The sequence below is a fragment of the Marivivens sp. LCG002 genome, assembly GCF_030264275.1.
Taxonomy (GTDB): Bacteria; Pseudomonadota; Alphaproteobacteria; order Rhodobacterales; family Rhodobacteraceae; genus Marivivens.
The window spans coordinates 2,522,262-2,538,458 of record NZ_CP127165.1 but is presented as its reverse complement, the minus strand read 5'-3'; the positions used below and the strand labels follow the sequence as shown (position 1 = coordinate 2,538,458).

Sequence of the window (16,197 nt, the reverse complement as noted above, 5' to 3'; positions counted from 1 at the left end):
ATGGAGAATTTTGATAATCTATTGCGATTGCTCGACTGCAACGAGATAAACGCCGCCACCGCCGTCAATCTCGCCTTGGTGCAGGATTTCGAAGCCCGCAAGATCGAGTGTCTCCCAGTCGGCCAGTCGTGTTGCGACGACGATCCGGTTTGCCGCGTCTAGAGCACTGAACGTCTCTTCATCCTCGACCTGTTCGACGTCGAGACCTGCGTAGTAGGAGAAAATCCCCGGATATGTCTTGTAGGCAATCGGGACGAAACCCTGAGCGGCATAGTCGGCGAGGACCGCTGCATAGGGTTGGGGCGAGAGCCGCTCGTTGAGTTGGGGCAGCAAAAAAGCACCTGCAAAGGCGCTCCAAACCGTCATGCCAAGCGCAATGAGGGTTGTTGTATGTTCGCCGCTTTCGTCGCGGTCGTGCCAGACGAGACCCGCGAGCAACGCAAGCAGAAGCGCGGCAATCGGGGCCATCAGCCACAGCAGCGGGCCTGCCGATTGAAAGGCAAGAGTGCCGACGCCCAAGGCGAGGACTGCAAGGCAAAGGCTCACGCCGATAAATCCGCGTGAGCTCGATCGTTTTTCGATGGAGTGTGCCAGCACAAGGGCAAGGAGCGCCAATACGGGAAGGATATAAACCCCGACCTTTCCATCAAGCGAGGACAGGATTGCAAAGATGATCAAAGCGACGAGCGCCGCCTCGATTTTTGGGGAGCCGTTCGAACGGGCCTCTGCAATCCTCTGCGGAACCGCTGCAAACGTTTCGCGGTTCATCGCTGCCAAATAACCGAGCCACGGGAGCAAAGCGATGGGCAGGATTTTGAAGTAATAACTGACCGGTTCCTTGTGGTGGAACGTATCGGTGGCCCGCGCAACGACCTGTTTGCCGATGATGTCATTCATCAAGAAGTCGACACCCTCTTTGCCGATAATCCCGACCAGCCAAAGCGCGACAACGCCAAGCGCAACAGCGAACCCTTTGAGCGTGGTGGTGCTGACAAGTGCTCGGGCTTTACCACGCAGAATGGCGAGCACGACGATGGCGGCCAGCGGGAAGATCACACCGAGCGGACCTTTGGTCAGCACCGCAAGTCCAGCCAAGCCAAAACCGAGATAGGCAAGGCGAGGGGATTTGTCCGAGAGATAATGCGAATACAGTGCAGCAAGGGACCAAAGCGTCAGTGCGATGAACAAAAGATCCATGCGCACATAATGGAGCAGCATCGCAAAGCTGAAGAGCGAGAGCATCACCAGCACGGCAAGCGCGCGGGCTTTCTCGCTGAACCCCATTGCGCGGCCGAGGCTGCGCAGGCCCGCAAGCAAGAGCCAACCCGACACAGCAGAGCCGAGAAGCATCACTTCGGGGAGATCAACACCCGGGATCAGGTCCAAAGCGGCGAGGAGCAGGAAATAGAGCGGGGGCTTGTCGGGATAGGCGACACCGTTCAGGCGTAGAACGATCCAGTGCCCATCTTGCGCAAGGTTCGAATAGGCCTCTGCATAACGCACCTCGTCCGAGAACCAGAAAAAGCGGTTGTCCAAAGCAAAGATGCATTGGATCGCGATCAACAGGGCTGCGAAAGCGAGCGGGTAGCGGAGCGCAAAGCCCCAGATGAGGCCGAGGGCTTTCATGCGTTCGTGGCTTTTTCTTTGCGGATCAGCCAGAGGTTACGCAGATAGATGAATAGCCCCATCGATTGCCCGAGGATGAAAACAGGGTCGGCGCGATAGATGGCATAGGACAGCAAAATCAGACCGCCCCCGATCGAGAAATACCAGAACGCGGTCGGCACGGTCGAGCGGCCCGCCCGTTCCGAGGCGATCCACTGCACGATGAAGCGCGCCGAAAAGGACAATTGGCCCAAGAGGCCGACGATGACCCAAGTGAACTCTGCCCAACTGTCGACGTTGAGAAATGCGAAAAGTGCGTGATCCATGTCAGTCCCGGCAAAGTAGGTCAGCGGGGCGGTTCACGGTCTTGCGACGACGGATCATCCAGGACACACCGATGAGGTCGTAAATGCCGACCAAACCGCGCTGAAGGTTGTTGTATTTCGATGTCCCCGAGCCCCGCTCGCGGTGCGAGACATTTACGTGCCCGACCTCCCATCCGTCCTTGGTGAAAAGGGCGGGAAGATACCGGTGCATGTGGTTGAAGAACGGCAGCATGAGAAAAGCGTCGCGCCGAAAGGCCTTGAGCCCGCATCCCGTGTCGCGGGTGCCGTCCCTGAGAACGCGGGAACGGATACCGTTTGCGAATTTCGAAGCGAGGCGTTTCGACAGGGTGTCTTGTCGCTTGACGCGCTGTCCTGCCATAAGCCCGAGGCGACCAGTTTGTGCGCCAAGAAGCGGGGCGACAAGCTTGGGGAGTTCGCTTGGCGGGTTCTGTCCGTCACCATCCAGCGTCGCGCAAATTTCGCCCGTGGCAACAAGAACCCCCGAGTGGACCGCAGCGCTTTGACCGCCGCTTCGGGTATGGGTCACAAGCTTGATACGGGGATCGGTTGCAGTGCGTTCCGAAACAATCCTTGCGGTGTCATCCGTCGAGCCGTCGTTGACCACGATGATTTCGCAGAGCGGAAAATGCTCCGCAGCGGCGAGGATCTCGTCGATCAGGGGGCTGATGTTGCCAGCTTCGTTTTTGACGGGGATGATCACGGAAACGGATTTCATCGGGCCGAGCCTCTGTCGCGCGGGGACGGTTTTGTCCTGAGCGCTAGCTAGTCGGCGCGGCCCGTGATGTCAACGAAAGCAGGGAGGCGCGGCGCGTTTCCCTCGCGTGCAGTGCGGAAACCTGCTCAGAAGTCGGGAGTGACCCCGGGCAGGTTCAGCGCCTTGATCAGGTCACGCAGCTCTTGTCGTGCAGCAACATTCGAAATGTTGAGCTGCGAGATACCGATATCCTTGAGATCAAGAAGGGTGAGGCCGCGGGGGAAAAGCTCGCGGAAGATGACGCGCTCGTTAAAGCCGGGTGCCGTACGGAAGCCGATCCGCTTGGACAGCTTTTCGAGAGCACTTTCCATCTTTTGCTTGTTCACCATGTTCTGGGCGCCAAGACGGTTGCGCACGACGATCCAGTCGATCGGAGCAAGTCCGGCTTGAGCGCGCAGCTGACGCGCGTTCCAGACCATCTCGGCGTAGACGCTCGGTTTGGTGATGGTTTCGCCTTGGGTATCGGTATGTGCCAGAAGATCAAAGTCGACAAAGCTGTCGTTCAGGGGCGTGATGAGCGTATCGGCCAGCGAGTGGGCAACCTGGCTGAGGCGGGTGTGCGAACCGGGGCAATCGATCAGGATAAAGTCGCAGTCGGGTTCGAGCATCGCAACGGCCGCAGAGAGGCGGTGATCGAGAATGTTCTCGCCCTCGCTAAGCGTCGCAGGATCGACCTCGGGGAGTTCGTGATACGTCGGGGTCGGAAGGTCGAGCCCTTCTTGCTGCATATAGGTTTGGCGGTTCAGAACATACCGCCCCATCGTCTTTTGACGAAGGTCGAGATCCAGACAGCCGATCTTGTGCCCCATGCGGGCCAGCGCTGTTGCGACATGCATGGATACGGTGGATTTACCCGCCCCGCCTTTTTCGTTCCCGACGACAATAATATGCGCCACGTGCATCCCCATTTTAGTTTGTTGGGCGCACTATAGGGCGAGTGTCGACCCGATGGAAGAAGTGCCGCGCTGCAGCAATCATTTTCATGAAACACTTGACTCGTGAACGCTTTGCCTTCATGTGCACGCTCGACCGTTGTCTCCTGCCGCGTGAGCAGAGCGCGACCCAAAGAAGGTCAGGCGCAAGACAGGTCGAACAGGTTCCCACTTTCACGCAAGGGGCCGCGTCTGACCGGCAAGAGGGCAATACGGCTCTTTGCGAGTTTCAGTCGCAACCTTTGCAGCGCTCCGCATGATGCGGGGCCTACATGCGTTTGCCCTTTGGCATGCGCGGAACAGGATTATTATGGACTTCGACATGCTGGGCCTTGCGCCCCGCCTTATCAATAAACTTGCCGATCTCGGCATTACCGAACCCACTCCGATCCAATCGCAGGCGATCCCGCACGCGATGAACGGCCGCGACGTTATGGGTCTTGCCCAAACGGGCACAGGTAAAACCGCGGCATTCGGTCTTCCGATGCTCGACGCGCTGATGAAAGTCAGCGAAAAATCGATCCCCAAGAGCGCCCGCGCCCTGATCCTCGCGCCGACCCGCGAGCTGGCCAAGCAGATCTCGGAGAGCCTTTATGCGTTCTCCGAAGGCACCCACATCAAGACCGTTCTGGTCGTCGGTGGTGCAGGCATCGTCGGTCAGGCCAAAAAGCTCGAGCGCGGCACCAGCATTCTGGTTGCAACGCCCGGCCGTCTTCTCGATCTCATCGATCGTCGTGCTGTGACCCTTGCGCATACGCAGTTCCTCGTGCTCGACGAAGCCGACCAGATGCTTGATCTCGGCTTTATCCATGCACTGCGCCGCATCGCCGAAATGCTCCCCAAAGAGCGCCAGACGATGCTGTTCTCGGCGACGATGCCCAAGCAGATGGCGGAAATTGCGGCAAGCTATCTCAACAACCCCGTGCGCGTTCAGGTGAACCCTCCGGGCCAGACCGCAGACAAGATCGAGCAATCGATCCACTATGTCTCCAAGGCCGCCAAGACCGACCTCCTTGTCGATTTGCTCGATACGCACCGTGACGAGCTTGCGCTTGTCTTCGGTCGGACCAAGCACGGGATGGAGAAGCTCTCGCGCCAGCTCGAGCAAAAGGGCTTTGCCGTCGCTTCGATCCACGGCAACAAGAGCCAGGGTCAGCGCGACCGCGCGATCAAGGATTTCAAAGCGGGCACAGTGCGCGTGCTTGTGGCCACCGACGTTGCTGCGCGTGGTCTCGATATCCCCGACGTGCGTTATGTCTATAACTACGAGCTGCCGAACGTGCCCGATCAATATGTCCACCGCATCGGTCGCACCGCGCGTGCGGGCAAAGACGGCCAGGCGATCGCACTTTGCGCGCCCGATGAGATGGGCGAACTCATCGATATCGAAAAGACCATCCGTCAGGAGATCCCGGTGGCCTCTGGCCGTCGTTGGGAAAGCTCCGAGGTGCCCGCGAAAAAGCCTTCGGGCGGTCGCGGCGGTCCGCGTCGTTTCGGGGGCAACAAGCCCAAGAGCGGCGGCGGCAATTCGAACCAGAATGCCCGTCCGAGCGGGAACAACACCGGACAACGCCGCCGCAAGCCGCAAGGCCAAGGCAAGCGCAGCGCCGCATAATCCAAAGGGCCGCCCCATCGGGCGGCCCTTTTCATATCTTGAATGCGCAAAGAAAAACGCCGCCCCGAAAGGAGCGGCGTTTCTCGTATACATTCGGGCGGGGCTTAGAAGCCGAGACCTGCGTATTTGTTCTTGAACTTCGACACGCGGCCACCGGTGTCGAGAAGACGCGACGAACCGCCGGTCCATGCAGGGTGCACGGAGGGGTCGATGTCGAGCGACATCTGGTCGCCTTCTTTGCCCCAGGTGGACTTCATCTTGACGACGGTGCCATCGACCATCTTGACGTCGATGAAGTGATAGTCGGGGTGGATGTCTTTTCTCATCTAACCGGCTCCTTACGCTTCGAGCGATTTGTAGTTGCTCTGCTCGGCAATACGTGCCGACTTACCGCGACGTGCGCGCAGGTAGTAGAGCTTGGAACGACGGACGCGGCCGCGACGGACAACTTCGATCGAGTCGATGTTGGTCGAGTAGAGCGGGAATACGCGCTCAACGCCTTCGCCAAAGGAAATCTTGCGAACAGTGAACGAACCGGCAATGCCCTTGCCGTTCTTGCGGCTGATGCAAACGCCTTCGTACATCTGTACGCGCGAGCGGGTGCCTTCGGTCACTTTGTAGCCAACGCGGATGGTGTCGCCGGCCTTGAAATCGGGAATGGTCTTCCCGAGCGAGGCGATTTGTTCTGCCTCGAGCTGTGCGATCAGGTTCATCTGATCATCTCCTATCTTGCTTGCGGTGGTCCCGCAAAGTTTGACGCCATCCCAGAGCTCTTGGTCTTCTTCCGAGGTTCGCACGCTTTGCAGCGCAGCGCCCGCCAGAGATCGGATCGGCTTTGCTTTGAAACCCCCAGCCCGCCCAAGCGCCCCCGAAGAAAGAAGCACGCAGCCCATAGCCAAAGGGTCTAGTGGAATCAAAGATCCCCTAGACGGGCCGCGTATAGGGGATTGGGGGGCGGGGGGCAAGGGCATTTGAATAAGCGCGACCAAGCCAGAAAGCAACTTTTGATTGTGTTTTGAACGGCTGTTAGTTTATTGATTGAGGCTTATTCACCGGGAAACAGCATGATTATCCGCTTTTTGAAGAAGTTATTTTTTAGATCAGTTGAGGCAACCGAATCCCCTGAAGAGATGCCCCTTATCGAGAAAGTGGCGATCAGAACAAACGTAGTCACAGTTCAAGCCGGCTCTACGAGGATAGAAGCCACCGTCTTGGACGTTGAGGAGTCTTTTTCGGTTCTTGAAGGCAATTGTTACGTTGTTGACGGCGATACCATCCGTATTGGAATACAACCCATTCGATTGTTCGGAATTGATGCTCCCGAATTGGAGCATCCTTACGGCAAACTAGCAAAAAGTAAGCTGCTGCAGCTTTGCAAGGGCCAGAAAATCAAGGCAGTGCTTACCGAAGATCGAACATACGAACGAATTGTTGCCAAGTGCTACCTTCCTGATGGAAGAGATCTTTCAGAGGAGATGGTCAAGTTGGGCTTGGCGCTCGATTGGCCGAAGTTTTCTGGAGGCATCTATCGCAAATTTGAGCCCGCGGATGTTCGCAAGAAGCTATGGCGCTGCGAAGCGCGGCAGCGTGGAAAGTTGCGGATGGATTCTTAAATCCCCCAATACCTCTCCCACATATCAGGCCGTCGCTCCTTCGTGATCGCCTCTGCCTGCTCCTTGCGCCATTTCTCGATGTTGGCGTGGTGGCCCGACATGAGGACCTCGGGGATGGGAAGGCCGCGCCAGTCTGCGGGGCGGGTGTATTGGGGGTGTTCGAGAAGTCCGCTTGAATGGCTCTCTTCCTCGATGCTCTCGGCGTTGCCCAAGACACCCGGAAGAAGACGGACGGTCGCGTCGAGCATGGCCATGGCCGCGATCTCGCCGCCTGTCATCACGAAATCCCCGAGCGAGACCTCTTCGATGCGATAGGCGTCGAGCACCCGCTGATCCACGCCTTCGAAACGGCCACATAGGAGCGTGACGCCGTTATAGCCCGCCCATTCGCGCGCCATGGCTTGGTCGAACCTTTTGCCGCGCGGGCTGAGGTAGATGAGGGGCATGTTCCCGCGGGCCGTCCGCCCCGCTTCCTGAATCGCGCTGTCGAGCACGTCGGGCCGCAGCACCATCCCCGCGCCGCCGCCTGCGGGCGTGTCGTCCACGTTCTTGTGCTTGCCGACGCCATGGGTCCGAAGGTCGATGGTCTTGAGTTGCCACACCCCGTCACGAAGCGCCTTGCCCGTGAGGCTTTCGCCCAGAATGCCGGGAAAGGCTTGGGGGACGAGCGTGATGATCTGGGCCGTCCAAGCGCGGGCAAGGAGCGGGTCTTCGGTCATCAATTCGCGCGGCTTGAGCGAGACGCTCATCGCCTTGCGGCCATAGGATTTGGGTGTGTTCTCGGTATCGGTCATGAGAGCCTCTTAGGGCATACGAGCGGGCAGGGGAACTAGGCTTTGACGAGCGCCTCTTTGGCGCTGCGCACCTCGGGATTGGAGAGCGTGCTTCGGTTGAGACGGAGGCATTCGTGCCAGACCATTGCGGGCGGCTCTTCTTGGGGCACCGGCGCGCAGCCGTCCACGTCGAAGCCAAGCGCTTCGAGCAGGCCACCGCCAATCCCGAGGGGGTGATCGTTCAGCGTGTCGAACTCGATTCGTGCGAACGGCACAGGATGGATGAGATCGGCCAGAACGCCCGTAATCTCGGCGTGTTGGCTTGCGTCGAAATGGGCGGCTTGGAACTCGGCAAAGGTCAGGCGGATCCGATATTGGACAAGCAGGCTGCGATAGACCGCAAAGAGCCAGTCCTCGGCTTGGCGCTCGGTCATCAGAACGCGCAGATGGGCGCTTGGGTAAAGCTCGGTCAACAGCTCGATATAGGTCGGCAGAAGAGACAGCAGCGCGGCGTAGTCCCGCACCTGAGGCGTTCCCGGAACCGCGCCCGAAAGGTCCTCGGCGCTGAGGATAAAGCTCCCGTCATTGGGTAGGGCGGCTTGCAGCGTCTCGATCAAATCCCCGAGCGCGATGGGGTTGCGGGTCTTGGCATAGTCGCGCGCGAAACGCGGCACATCTCCGAGCGCATCGGCAAAGAGGAACCGCGATTGCGGGAATTTATCCGCGTTCTTGTAAACAAAACGTTGAACGGCGCTGTGCCCGGTTTCATGAAAACCGATATGGAGAACGATCTCCGCGCGATCAGGCATCAGGGAAAAGACCCTCGGGCGGATCTGCGATGATGCGGCCCGCCGTCAGGTCCACGGTCGGCACGATCTGCAGGGTAAAGGGCAAGAGCACAGTGGATTTATACCCCGCCTTGTAAATCTCGAGCAGGTCTGTTGCGCCGTGGTTCTGCACGGCTTTGACGGTGCCGAGAAGAGCCCCGCCCGCGTCAAAGACCTCAAGGCCGATCAGGTCGGCATGATAGAACTCGTCATCAGGCAGCGACGGAAGGCGGTCACGGTCGGCAAAGAGGTTTTGCCCCTTGAGCGCATCGGCGTCTTCTTTTGTGACGACACCATGCACGCGTGCGACAAGAGCATTGCCCGTCTGACCCGTAAGAACGATCGTTGGAAAGCTGCGGCCATCTTCGGTGTAAAGCGGGGCATAGTCCGCGATCGCCAGAGGATCGGCACAGAATGATTTGAGACGGGTTTCGCCATGAACGCCGAACGCGCCGCCAAACGCGCCTACGACAACGCGATCCGTGGGGGAGTTTGCGGTCATGGTCTTGCTCCTTGGCAAACGCCTGCGGACCAGATGCCTTGGGCGTCAAGGCAGGCCTGTGTGGCCAGTCCGTGTTGATACCACATTCCGCATCCGAATGCGGCAATGGGAATGAGGAGTTTGCGAAACAGCCAGATCATGTGAAAGCCTCGCTTGGGGGTGGTTGTCCGGATGGTAATCATCCGGACAACCGGCGCAATATTATTCAGCGCTTTCAGCAGCTTTTGCAGCCTTGGCAGCGGCGCGATCCTGAGCGGCTTTGCCCGGAACGGCTTTGTTGGGGTTGTTGCGGGTGGTTTTTGCAACAAGACCAGCAGCTTCGAGGAAGCGTGCAACGCGGTCGGTCGGCTGAGCGCCTTTGCCGAGCCAGAACTGAACGCGCTCTGCGTCGAACTTTACGCGGTCTTCGCTGTCTTTTGCGATGAGCGGGTTGTAGGTGCCGAGCTTCTCGATGAAGCGACCATCGCGCGGCATGCGCGAGTCAGCAGCAACGATCGAGTAGAAGGGGCGCTTTTTGGAGCCGCCACGGGCGAGACGGATTTTCATAGCCATTTGAGTTTCTCCTTTGGATGGCAGGGTGCGGACGGGCTGGGCCTGTCCTTACGATTGGTGTTGTTCGTGGTGTTTGATGACTTCCTGAATGATGAAATTCAGGAATTTCTTAGCAAACTCAGGGTCGAGGTCGGCCTGGGTTGCAAGATCGGTGAGCCGTGCGATCTGGGCTTCTTCGCGGATCGGATCGGACGGCGGCAATTCGTGTTCGGCCTTGAGACGGCCGACGGCTTGGGTGTGCTTGAAACGCTCGGCCAGAGTGAACACCAAAATGGCGTCCAGTCGGTCGATGCTCTCGCGGTGGCCTTTGAGCAATTGTGCGGCGCGGGTAACGGCGTCAGTCATCATGTCCTCTCAGGCGTTGGGGAGTTCGCGCGGGTAGCGATAGGCCAGACAGCCATCGTGACCAGCAGTTTCGTCAAGCACGGCACCAAGCTTTTCAGCTAGACGGATCGCGCGGGTGTTCTCGGGGTGGATATAGCTAACCAGAGTGGGCCAGCTCAGGGCATTGAAGGCGTTGTTGCGGGCCGAACGTGTGGCCTCGAACGCATAGCCCTGACCTTCGAACTCTTCGAGAAAGAGAAAGCCGACCTCGGGTTCGGGATCGCCGAATTCATGGTCCAACATCACGAAGCCGAGCGTTTCGAGGTCTTCGTTACGCTCCACGGTCCAAAGACCTGCGCCGCGAAGGACCCAGCCCGCAATAAGCTGGTTGAAGTCGAGCCACGCTTGGTCGCGGCTCATCGGGCCATCGACGTATTTACCGCGCTCGGTGCAGACGATCTTGGCATAGTCCTCGAAATCCGTGATGCGCGGGGCACGAAGCGTCACGCGCTCCAGAACGATCCGCGGGAGCGAGCCACGGATACGGTCGGTCGCCACGGCGGCTTGACCTTCGGGTGCGGATTCCCAAGCTCGGCTCATTTCAGATACTCCGGTTTCGGATGGCGATAGACCCAAACGTCTTTGCCTTCGGGTTGCTTTGCGTCTTTGTCCAGAACCGCGCCGAGTTTTTCGGCAAGGCGGGCCGAACGGGTGTTGCCGACGCCGACATAGGAAACGGCGGTGTCCCAGCCCAGACGGGAGAAGGCATCGTCGATGGCGGCGCGTGCGGCTTCGGTGGCAATGCCCGTGCCTTCAACGCTAGGGTCCCAGACCATCCAGCCGATCTCGGTCTCGGGCCAATCGTTCGGGAACCACGGTCCGATCATCGCGAGGGCGGTGTCGTCGCCTTTGCGGGTGACGGTCCACATGCCATAGCCGCGCATGTCCCAGTGTCCGATCTCTCCTGCGAGCGCACGCCACGCCTGACCCTTGGTCAGGGGGCCACCCACACCAGCGGCACGTTCGGACGTAAAGAATGCCACGGCGGCATCAACGTCCGAAACGTTCGGCTTGCGCAGGATGAGGCGCTCGGTTTCGAGAGAGGTGAGCATCGGTTACTTTTTCTTTCCCATCAGACCCGAAAGACCACCAGGCAAACCACCGAGACCGCCAAGGCCGGGGAGCTTGCCGCCGGGGAATTGGCCGCCGAGCGCTTTGGCGGCGGCTTCCATGGCTTTGGGATCGCTCATGTCGGGCATCCCCTCGGGCATGCCGCCTTTGCCGAACATCTGTTTCACGGCTTGTTTGAGCGCGCCGCCTTTGCCCATTTTACCCATCTTCTTCATGACGTCGGCCATCTGCTTTTGCTGCTTGAGCAGCTTGTTCAGTTCCGACACTTCAAGGCCTGCGCCTTTGGCAACACGCTTCTTGCGGCTGGCCTGCATCAGGTCGGGGTTGGCGCGCTCGATCTTGGTCATCGAATTGATAAGGGCGATCTGGCGGCGAAGCATCTGGTCGTTGAAGCCTGCGTCCTGCACTTGCTTGGACATTTTCGCCATGCCGGGCATCATGCCCATGAGGCTCTCCATGCCGCCCATCTTGAGCATCTGCTCGAGCTGCATCTTGAGATCGTTCATGTTGAAGCGGCCCTTCTGGAACCGCTTGATCATGCGCTCGGCCTGTTCGGCCTCGATGGTGGCTTGGGCCTTTTCGACCAGAGCGACGATGTCGCCCATGCCGAGAATGCGGCTTGCGATGCGCTCGGGCTCGAAGGTCTCGATCGCGTCCATCTTTTCGCCCAGACCGACGAAACGGATGGGTTTGCCCGTGATCGCCCGCATCGAAAGGGCAGCACCGCCACGCCCGTCACCGTCCATACGGGTAAGGACAACGCCCGAAACGCCGATCTTGGCGTCGAATTCGGTTGCCACGTTCACCGCGTCCTGACCCGTCAGACCGTCAACGACAAGGAGCGTTTCGCGCGGGTTGACAACGTCGCGGACGTCGGCCGCCTGTTTGATCAACTCTTCGTCGATGTGAAGGCGACCCGCAGTGTCGAGCATGTAAACGTCATAGCCGCCAAGGCTTGCTTGGGTCTTGGCGCGCTTTGCGATGGCGACGGGGTCTTCGCCTTTTACGATGGGGAGCGTGTCGACACCGATCTGGGCGCCGAGGATCTGGAGCTGTTCCATAGCGGCAGGACGGTTGACGTCGAGCGAAGCCATGAGAACGCGCTTGCCTTCGCGCTCTTTCAGACGCTTGGCGAGCTTGGCGGTCGTGGTGGTTTTACCCGAACCCTGAAGACCGACCATGAGAATCGGAGCAGGCGGGTTGTCGATCTTCAACGCACCCGGATCTTCGGCACCTGTCAGAACCGCAACAAGCTCGTCATGCACGATCTTGACGACTTGCTGGCCGGGCGTGATCGACTTGGTGACGGCTTGGCCTGTGGACTTTTCCTGAACCGCTTTGACGAAATCGCGTGCGACGGGGAGCGAGACATCGGCCTCGAGCAGCGCGACACGCACTTCACGAAGGGCGGTCTTGACGTCGTCTTCGCTCAGCGCACCTTGCTTGGTGAGCTTGTCGAATACACCAGAAAGGCGTTCGGATAGATTTTCAAACATGCCTTCGGCCCTCCTTGACCAACACCTATAGCCGATACCTAGGAACCGACCGCTCAAAACACAATCGCGCCCACGGGCGTAACACGCTGGTGGACGGCGATCCCCGCATATAGGCGAGGACCGGAAGATCAATGCTTCCGGATATCGTGCGCGAATTAAGTGGGTCGGGGGCAAGAGTCAACCCCTTGTGCATCTCGGGGGTCCTTGCTCTCTTCTTCGAAAAAAGGGAGTTTGGTGCCACATTTGATCCAACACGCTGGGACACGCAATGGAGAATTGGGACGAAGTTCGCACGGCCTATCAAGTTGCCCGTTTGGGCACGGTGAGCGGGGCCGCCGAAATCCTCGGGGTGCACCATGCGACTGTGATCCGCCATATCGACGCGCTCGAAGCGCGGCTCGGGGTCAAATTGTTCCAGCGCCATGCGCGGGGGTATAACCCGACAGAGGCAGGTCAGGACCTTCTCAAGATCGCTCAGGCGACCGAAGACCAGTTCAATCAATTGGTGGGCCGTATCAAAGGACGCGGCGACAGTGTCACGGGAGAGCTTGTCGTTACATCGCTTTCCGCGCTCTCGCCGCTCATCACACCTGTGCTGAGCGCTTTTCAGCGGGCCAATCCCAATGTGACGATCCGGTTCTTGACGGGCGAGCGGCTCTTCCGGCTTGAATACGGCGAGGCACATGTCGCGATCCGGGCGGGCACCGCGCCCGATCAGCCCGACAACGTCGTGCAACCGTTCATGATCCTTCCCATGAGCATGGTGGCCAGCAAAGACTATGTCGAGCAAAACGGTATCCCCGAGACCGAAAGTGATCTGCAGGCGCATTCTTTCGTCTTTCGGGACAGCCTTGAAACGCGCGCGCCCTTTGCGCGGTGGTTGTCCGAGCGTGTCACGCCCGATCGTTTCACCTTCAGAACCGCCGAAGAAGCGACGATGCTCGATGCCGTGCGCGCGGGCGCAGGGATCGGTTTCTGCCCATCCTGCGAAGTCGCGCGTCTGCCCGAACTCGTCGAGATTATGGGGCCAAGACCCGAATGGCACAGCGAGCTTTGGCTCGTTACGCATGTCGATCTTCATCGCACCCCGAAGGTTCAGGCGCTTTTGAAGTTTCTCAAGGAGAGTGCCAAGGACTGGGCCTAGTCTTCTTCGACCGAAAGCTCGGCGTCCAGAAACCGCTCGAAGGCATCAAGGTCCAGCCCTTCCATCATCCCGAAACCCTGCATCCATACGGATGCTTCCTTGAGAGCGTTGGGCTCCAGTTTGCACCACTTAACCCGACCGCGTTTTTCTTGCGTGATCAGGCCTGCGCTGGTGAGGACCCCAAGGTGCTTGGAGATTGCCGCAAGCGACATCTCGAACGGTTCCGCCACATCGGTGACGGCCATATCATCCTCCAGAAGCATCGTGAGGATGCTTCTTCGGGTCGGATCGGCAAGGGCGGCAAAGACCGTATCGAGTTTCGAGGACATGTTCCGATTAAGCCTTCCTTTTCGGAAACGTCAACCAATCGGTTGAATAAGAGAATAGGACCCTGTCGAACCCCGAAAGGCTGTTTTGCCGCAGATCGGTTGAATCGCAGTTTCCACTAAATGCGTTTTATTTCATAGTATTAGGTCCGAAAATCAGGAGAGAAACAGCTGCTTGACTCATGGCCCTTCGGATCGTAGCTAATCCCCAACCTTCATGGAGGGAAAGCGGCAGTGTCCGACCCTGAAAAACTCAGCGAAACGGAACGCATGAAAGCGTTCGAAGAGCGTCTCGCAAGAGCTAAACAGGCGGCCCCGACCGAAAACCACATGAAGAAAGACTACTCCCAAGCGCAGCACGCGTGGCGGATGGTTACAGAGTTGGTAGCCGGTCTTTTGATCGGTTTCGTCATTGGATACGGTTTGGACTACGCATTTGGGACCATGCCGATATTTCTGGTGATATTCATTTTCTTGGGCTTTGCCGCAGGTGTCAGAACCGTGATCGGCTCGGCTCAGGAGCTACAGAAGAAACTGCTGGCAAATGACGCCGGTAAACATGGGGACGACTGACGTGGCAACCGAAGCACATGGCGAAGGCACCGGCCTGGTATTCCACCCACTTGACCAATTCATCGTAAAGCCGCTTTTCGGTGAAGGTCCGGTGCACTGGTACACCATTACCAACGCGACCCTTTGGCTCGCGCTTGCAGCTCTTTCGATTGTTCTTTTGTTCGTCGTCGGTTCGCGTGGCCGTGCCATCGTCCCGAGCCGTTCGCAGTCTGTGGGCGAGCTGTTCTATGGTTTCATCTACAAGATGGTCGAAGACGTAACCGGTCATGACGGGGTCAAGTATTTCCCTTACATCATGACGATCTTCCTCTTCATCTTCTTCTCGAACTTCCTCGGCCTGTTGCCGATGTCGTTCTCGCCGACCTCGCACATCGCGACCACCGCCGTTCTCGGCTTTGGTGTGTTCATCGTCGTGACCCTGATCGGCTTTGTGAAGAACGGTATCGGTTTCCTCGGTATGTTCTGGCTGAGCGACGCTCCGCTTGCGCTTCGCCCGATCATCGCGATCATCGAAGTCATCTCGTATTTCGTCCGTCCCGTCAGCCACTCCATCCGTCTTGCAGGTAACATCACCGCAGGTCACGCGATGATCAAAGTGTTTGCCGGCTTTGCTGCTATTGCCGCTGTGTCGCCCATCTCGGTGCTGGCTATCTCGGCAGTCTACGGGCTCGAAGTTCTCGTGGCCGCTATCCAGGCTTACGTTTTCACCATTCTGACCTGCATCTATCTGAAAGATGCTCTGCACCCTGCACACTAAGGTCTGAATACTTTTTCACCGCAATTCCATCGTAAGGAGAAAATCATGGAAGGCGATATCGCACAACTCGGTCAATTCATCGGTGCTGGCCTCGGCGCAATCGGTTCGGGCCTCGCAGCTATCGGTGTAGGTAACGTTGCTGCCAACTACCTCGCAGGCGCTCTGCGTAACCCGTCGGCTGCTGCTTCTCAGACCGCAACTCTCTTCATCGGCCTCGCTTTTGCTGAAGCTCTCGGGATCTTCTCGTTCCTCGTAGCGCTTCTGCTGATGTTCGCAGTCTAATCACTGACGCATCCTTACGGTCGGGGCGCGCGGAATAATCCGCGCCCCCGATGACTACCCAAGGGTCCGACGGAGAGACGAGATGGCGAACGAAACCACAGTGGTCGAACACGGCGCGGATGCCGTTGCACACGGGGCAGAAGCCTCGGGCGCAGCAATGCCGCAACTTGATCCATCGACCTTTTCCAACCAGATTTTCTGGCTCGTAGTCACGCTCGTCGTGATCTACTTCGTCCTGTCGCGCATCGCCCTGCCGCGTATCGGCTCGGTGCTTGCAGAACGTGCAGGGACGATCACTAATGATATCGCTGCTGCCGAAGAGCTGAAGCAAAAGGCCCACGAGGCCGAAGCTGCCTATGAAAAGGCACTTGCAGACGCACGCGCAGAAGCCAGCCGGATCGTTGACGCCGCCAAGGCCGAGATCCAGTCCGAGCTCGACGCCGAGCTTGCCAAGGCTGACGAGAAAATCGCTGCCAAGCTCGCCGAGAGCACCGCTGCGATCAACGAAATCCGCGAAGGTGCGATCAAGAGCGTTACCGAAGTTGCCAAAGACACCACGAAAGAGATCGTGGCTGCATTTGGCGGCAAGGCCGATGCCAAGACCGTCACCGCCGCTGTCACCGCGCGTATGAAGGGGTAACGAC

Annotated in this window: 23 protein-coding genes; 7 read left to right on the top strand and 16 right to left on the bottom strand. The window is 58.6% G+C overall.

Features of this window, described 5'->3' with window-relative positions:
• Window positions 1-18 precede the first annotated feature (18 nt).
• The 4 genes from QQG91_RS12530 to QQG91_RS12515 all read right to left on the bottom strand — a co-directional run bounded on the left by QQG91_RS12530 (window position 19) and on the right by QQG91_RS12515 (window position 3,602).
• Window positions 19-1,626 (bottom strand): ArnT family glycosyltransferase, encoded by a 1,608-nt coding sequence (locus QQG91_RS12530; protein ID WP_285770563.1) that lies wholly within the window; start codon window positions 1,624-1,626, stop codon window positions 19-21.
• A complete protein-coding gene (locus QQG91_RS12525) occupies window positions 1,623-1,931 on the bottom strand; it encodes a lipid-A-disaccharide synthase N-terminal domain-containing protein (RefSeq protein WP_285770562.1) in 309 nt (102 codons plus the stop codon). Before QQG91_RS12525 ends, QQG91_RS12530 begins: the two co-directional genes overlap by 4 nt.
• 1 nt (window position 1,932) lies before the next feature.
• Entirely contained in the window at window positions 1,933-2,667 is a 735-nt protein-coding gene (locus tag QQG91_RS12520; RefSeq protein ID WP_285770561.1) for a glycosyltransferase family 2 protein, read from the bottom strand.
• A 125-nt stretch (window positions 2,668-2,792) separates the two neighbouring features.
• Window positions 2,793-3,602, bottom strand: coding sequence for a division plane positioning ATPase MipZ (locus QQG91_RS12515; protein ID WP_285770560.1), 810 nt, complete (start codon window positions 3,600-3,602; stop codon window positions 2,793-2,795).
• 346 nt (window positions 3,603-3,948) lie between these two features.
• Between QQG91_RS12515 and QQG91_RS12510 the strand changes: the two genes are divergently transcribed.
• Window positions 3,949-5,253, top strand: a complete 1,305-nt coding sequence (locus QQG91_RS12510; protein WP_285770559.1) for a DEAD/DEAH box helicase — start codon at window positions 3,949-3,951, stop codon at window positions 5,251-5,253.
• A 104-nt stretch (window positions 5,254-5,357) separates the two neighbouring features.
• On the opposite strand, the gene rpmE is transcribed toward QQG91_RS12510, so the two are convergent.
• Window positions 5,358-5,579 (bottom strand): 50S ribosomal protein L31, encoded by a 222-nt coding sequence (gene rpmE / locus QQG91_RS12505; protein ID WP_285770558.1) that lies wholly within the window; start codon window positions 5,577-5,579, stop codon window positions 5,358-5,360.
• 12 nt (window positions 5,580-5,591) lie between these two features.
• The gene (rplS, locus tag QQG91_RS12500; protein WP_285770557.1) at window positions 5,592-5,966 is read right to left on the bottom strand and encodes a 50S ribosomal protein L19; all 375 of its coding nucleotides are present in this window, start codon (window positions 5,964-5,966) and stop codon (window positions 5,592-5,594) included.
• 351 nt (window positions 5,967-6,317) lie between these two features.
• Here rplS and QQG91_RS12495 point away from each other — a divergent pair, with 351 nt between their 5' ends.
• Window positions 6,318-6,866: a thermonuclease family protein gene (locus tag QQG91_RS12495; protein WP_285770556.1), complete on the top strand. Its 549-nt coding sequence runs from the start codon at window positions 6,318-6,320 to the stop codon at window positions 6,864-6,866.
• Here the strand turns inward: QQG91_RS12495 and trmD are convergent.
• From trmD to ffh, 9 genes are all read right to left on the bottom strand, one after another.
• Window positions 6,863-7,660: a tRNA (guanosine(37)-N1)-methyltransferase TrmD gene (trmD, locus tag QQG91_RS12490; protein WP_285770555.1), complete on the bottom strand. Its 798-nt coding sequence runs from the start codon at window positions 7,658-7,660 to the stop codon at window positions 6,863-6,865. The two genes, QQG91_RS12495 and trmD, sit on opposite strands and share 4 nt — an antisense overlap.
• A 35-nt stretch (window positions 7,661-7,695) precedes the next feature.
• The gene (locus tag QQG91_RS12485; protein ID WP_285770554.1) at window positions 7,696-8,448 is read right to left on the bottom strand and encodes a hypothetical protein; all 753 of its coding nucleotides are present in this window, start codon (window positions 8,446-8,448) and stop codon (window positions 7,696-7,698) included.
• Window positions 8,441-8,968, bottom strand: a complete 528-nt coding sequence (gene rimM / locus QQG91_RS12480) for a ribosome maturation factor RimM (RefSeq protein WP_285770553.1) — start codon at window positions 8,966-8,968, stop codon at window positions 8,441-8,443. Before rimM ends, QQG91_RS12485 begins: the two co-directional genes overlap by 8 nt.
• Entirely contained in the window at window positions 8,965-9,108 is a 144-nt protein-coding gene (locus tag QQG91_RS12475) for a hypothetical protein (protein WP_285770552.1), read from the bottom strand. The genes rimM and QQG91_RS12475 overlap by 4 nt, the downstream gene beginning before the upstream one ends.
• Before the next feature lie 61 nt (window positions 9,109-9,169).
• Window positions 9,170-9,520, bottom strand: coding sequence for a 30S ribosomal protein S16 (gene rpsP / locus QQG91_RS12470; protein WP_285770551.1), 351 nt, complete (start codon window positions 9,518-9,520; stop codon window positions 9,170-9,172).
• Between the two features lie 48 nt (window positions 9,521-9,568).
• Window positions 9,569-9,865 (bottom strand): chorismate mutase, encoded by a 297-nt coding sequence (locus QQG91_RS12465; protein ID WP_285770550.1) that lies wholly within the window; start codon window positions 9,863-9,865, stop codon window positions 9,569-9,571.
• A 9-nt stretch (window positions 9,866-9,874) separates the two neighbouring features.
• Window positions 9,875-10,444 (bottom strand): GNAT family N-acetyltransferase, encoded by a 570-nt coding sequence (locus tag QQG91_RS12460; RefSeq protein WP_285770549.1) that lies wholly within the window; start codon window positions 10,442-10,444, stop codon window positions 9,875-9,877.
• Entirely contained in the window at window positions 10,441-10,956 is a 516-nt protein-coding gene (locus tag QQG91_RS12455) for a GNAT family N-acetyltransferase (RefSeq protein ID WP_285770548.1), read from the bottom strand. Before QQG91_RS12455 ends, QQG91_RS12460 begins: the two co-directional genes overlap by 4 nt.
• Before the next feature lie 3 nt (window positions 10,957-10,959).
• Window positions 10,960-12,471, bottom strand: coding sequence for a signal recognition particle protein (gene ffh, locus QQG91_RS12450; protein WP_285770547.1), 1,512 nt, complete (start codon window positions 12,469-12,471; stop codon window positions 10,960-10,962).
• A 268-nt stretch (window positions 12,472-12,739) separates the two neighbouring features.
• Between ffh and QQG91_RS12445 the strand changes: the two genes are divergently transcribed.
• Window positions 12,740-13,615 carry a LysR family transcriptional regulator gene (locus tag QQG91_RS12445; RefSeq protein ID WP_285770546.1) on the top strand — a complete coding sequence of 292 codons (876 nt, stop codon included), beginning with the start codon at window positions 12,740-12,742 and terminating at the stop codon, window positions 13,613-13,615.
• Here the strand turns inward: QQG91_RS12445 and QQG91_RS12440 are convergent.
• On the bottom strand, window positions 13,612-13,944 hold the full coding sequence (locus tag QQG91_RS12440) for an ArsR/SmtB family transcription factor (RefSeq protein ID WP_285770545.1): 333 nt from the start codon (window positions 13,942-13,944) through the stop codon (window positions 13,612-13,614). The genes QQG91_RS12445 and QQG91_RS12440 overlap by 4 nt on opposite strands.
• Window positions 13,945-14,175: 231 nt before the next feature.
• On the opposite strand from QQG91_RS12440, the gene QQG91_RS12435 reads away from it, so the two are divergent.
• The 4 genes from QQG91_RS12435 (at window position 14,176) to QQG91_RS12420 (ending at window position 16,193) form a co-directional block, all read left to right on the top strand.
• Window positions 14,176-14,514 (top strand): AtpZ/AtpI family protein, encoded by a 339-nt coding sequence (locus QQG91_RS12435; protein ID WP_285770544.1) that lies wholly within the window; start codon window positions 14,176-14,178, stop codon window positions 14,512-14,514.
• Window positions 14,501-15,271, top strand: coding sequence for a F0F1 ATP synthase subunit A (locus QQG91_RS12430; protein ID WP_285770543.1), 771 nt, complete (start codon window positions 14,501-14,503; stop codon window positions 15,269-15,271). The genes QQG91_RS12435 and QQG91_RS12430 overlap by 14 nt, the downstream gene beginning before the upstream one ends.
• A 45-nt stretch (window positions 15,272-15,316) precedes the next feature.
• Complete coding sequence (locus QQG91_RS12425; RefSeq protein WP_285770542.1) at window positions 15,317-15,553, top strand: F0F1 ATP synthase subunit C; 237 nt, start codon at window positions 15,317-15,319, stop codon at window positions 15,551-15,553.
• 82 nt (window positions 15,554-15,635) lie between these two features.
• Window positions 15,636-16,193, top strand: coding sequence for a F0F1 ATP synthase subunit B' (locus tag QQG91_RS12420; RefSeq protein WP_285770541.1), 558 nt, complete (start codon window positions 15,636-15,638; stop codon window positions 16,191-16,193).
• Window positions 16,194-16,197: the final 4 nt, after the last annotated feature.

Bases quoted from the DNA above. Each gene is read 5' to 3' on its own strand.
- QQG91_RS12475 (WP_285770552.1), bottom strand. From the start codon at position 9,108: ATGATCTGGCTGTTTCGCAAACTCCTCATTCCCATTGCCGCATTCGGA.
- rplS (WP_285770557.1), bottom strand. From the start codon at position 5,966: ATGAACCTGATCGCACAGCTCGAGGCAGAACAAATCGCCTCGCTCGGG.
- QQG91_RS12425 (WP_285770542.1), top strand. From the start codon at position 15,317: ATGGAAGGCGATATCGCACAACTCGGTCAATTCATCGGTGCTGGCCTC.
- QQG91_RS12510 (WP_285770559.1), top strand. From the start codon at position 3,949: ATGGACTTCGACATGCTGGGCCTTGCGCCCCGCCTTATCAATAAACTT.
- QQG91_RS12440 (WP_285770545.1), bottom strand. From the start codon at position 13,944: ATGTCCTCGAAACTCGATACGGTCTTTGCCGCCCTTGCCGATCCGACC.
- QQG91_RS12485 (WP_285770554.1), bottom strand. From the start codon at position 8,448: ATGCCTGATCGCGCGGAGATCGTTCTCCATATCGGTTTTCATGAAACC.
- QQG91_RS12460 (WP_285770549.1), bottom strand. From the start codon at position 10,444: ATGAGCCGAGCTTGGGAATCCGCACCCGAAGGTCAAGCCGCCGTGGCG.
- QQG91_RS12455 (WP_285770548.1), bottom strand. From the start codon at position 10,956: ATGCTCACCTCTCTCGAAACCGAGCGCCTCATCCTGCGCAAGCCGAAC.
- QQG91_RS12525 (WP_285770562.1), bottom strand. From the start codon at position 1,931: ATGGATCACGCACTTTTCGCATTTCTCAACGTCGACAGTTGGGCAGAG.
- rimM (WP_285770553.1), bottom strand. From the start codon at position 8,968: ATGACCGCAAACTCCCCCACGGATCGCGTTGTCGTAGGCGCGTTTGGC.
- QQG91_RS12465 (WP_285770550.1), bottom strand. From the start codon at position 9,865: ATGACTGACGCCGTTACCCGCGCCGCACAATTGCTCAAAGGCCACCGC.
- trmD (WP_285770555.1), bottom strand. From the start codon at position 7,660: ATGACCGATACCGAGAACACACCCAAATCCTATGGCCGCAAGGCGATG.
- QQG91_RS12430 (WP_285770543.1), top strand. From the start codon at position 14,501: ATGGGGACGACTGACGTGGCAACCGAAGCACATGGCGAAGGCACCGGC.
- QQG91_RS12495 (WP_285770556.1), top strand. From the start codon at position 6,318: ATGATTATCCGCTTTTTGAAGAAGTTATTTTTTAGATCAGTTGAGGCA.
- rpmE (WP_285770558.1), bottom strand. From the start codon at position 5,579: ATGAGAAAAGACATCCACCCCGACTATCACTTCATCGACGTCAAGATG.
- QQG91_RS12520 (WP_285770561.1), bottom strand. From the start codon at position 2,667: ATGAAATCCGTTTCCGTGATCATCCCCGTCAAAAACGAAGCTGGCAAC.
- rpsP (WP_285770551.1), bottom strand. From the start codon at position 9,520: ATGGCTATGAAAATCCGTCTCGCCCGTGGCGGCTCCAAAAAGCGCCCC.
- QQG91_RS12445 (WP_285770546.1), top strand. From the start codon at position 12,740: ATGGAGAATTGGGACGAAGTTCGCACGGCCTATCAAGTTGCCCGTTTG.
- ffh (WP_285770547.1), bottom strand. From the start codon at position 12,471: ATGTTTGAAAATCTATCCGAACGCCTTTCTGGTGTATTCGACAAGCTC.
- QQG91_RS12420 (WP_285770541.1), top strand. From the start codon at position 15,636: ATGGCGAACGAAACCACAGTGGTCGAACACGGCGCGGATGCCGTTGCA.
- QQG91_RS12530 (WP_285770563.1), bottom strand. From the start codon at position 1,626: ATGAAAGCCCTCGGCCTCATCTGGGGCTTTGCGCTCCGCTACCCGCTC.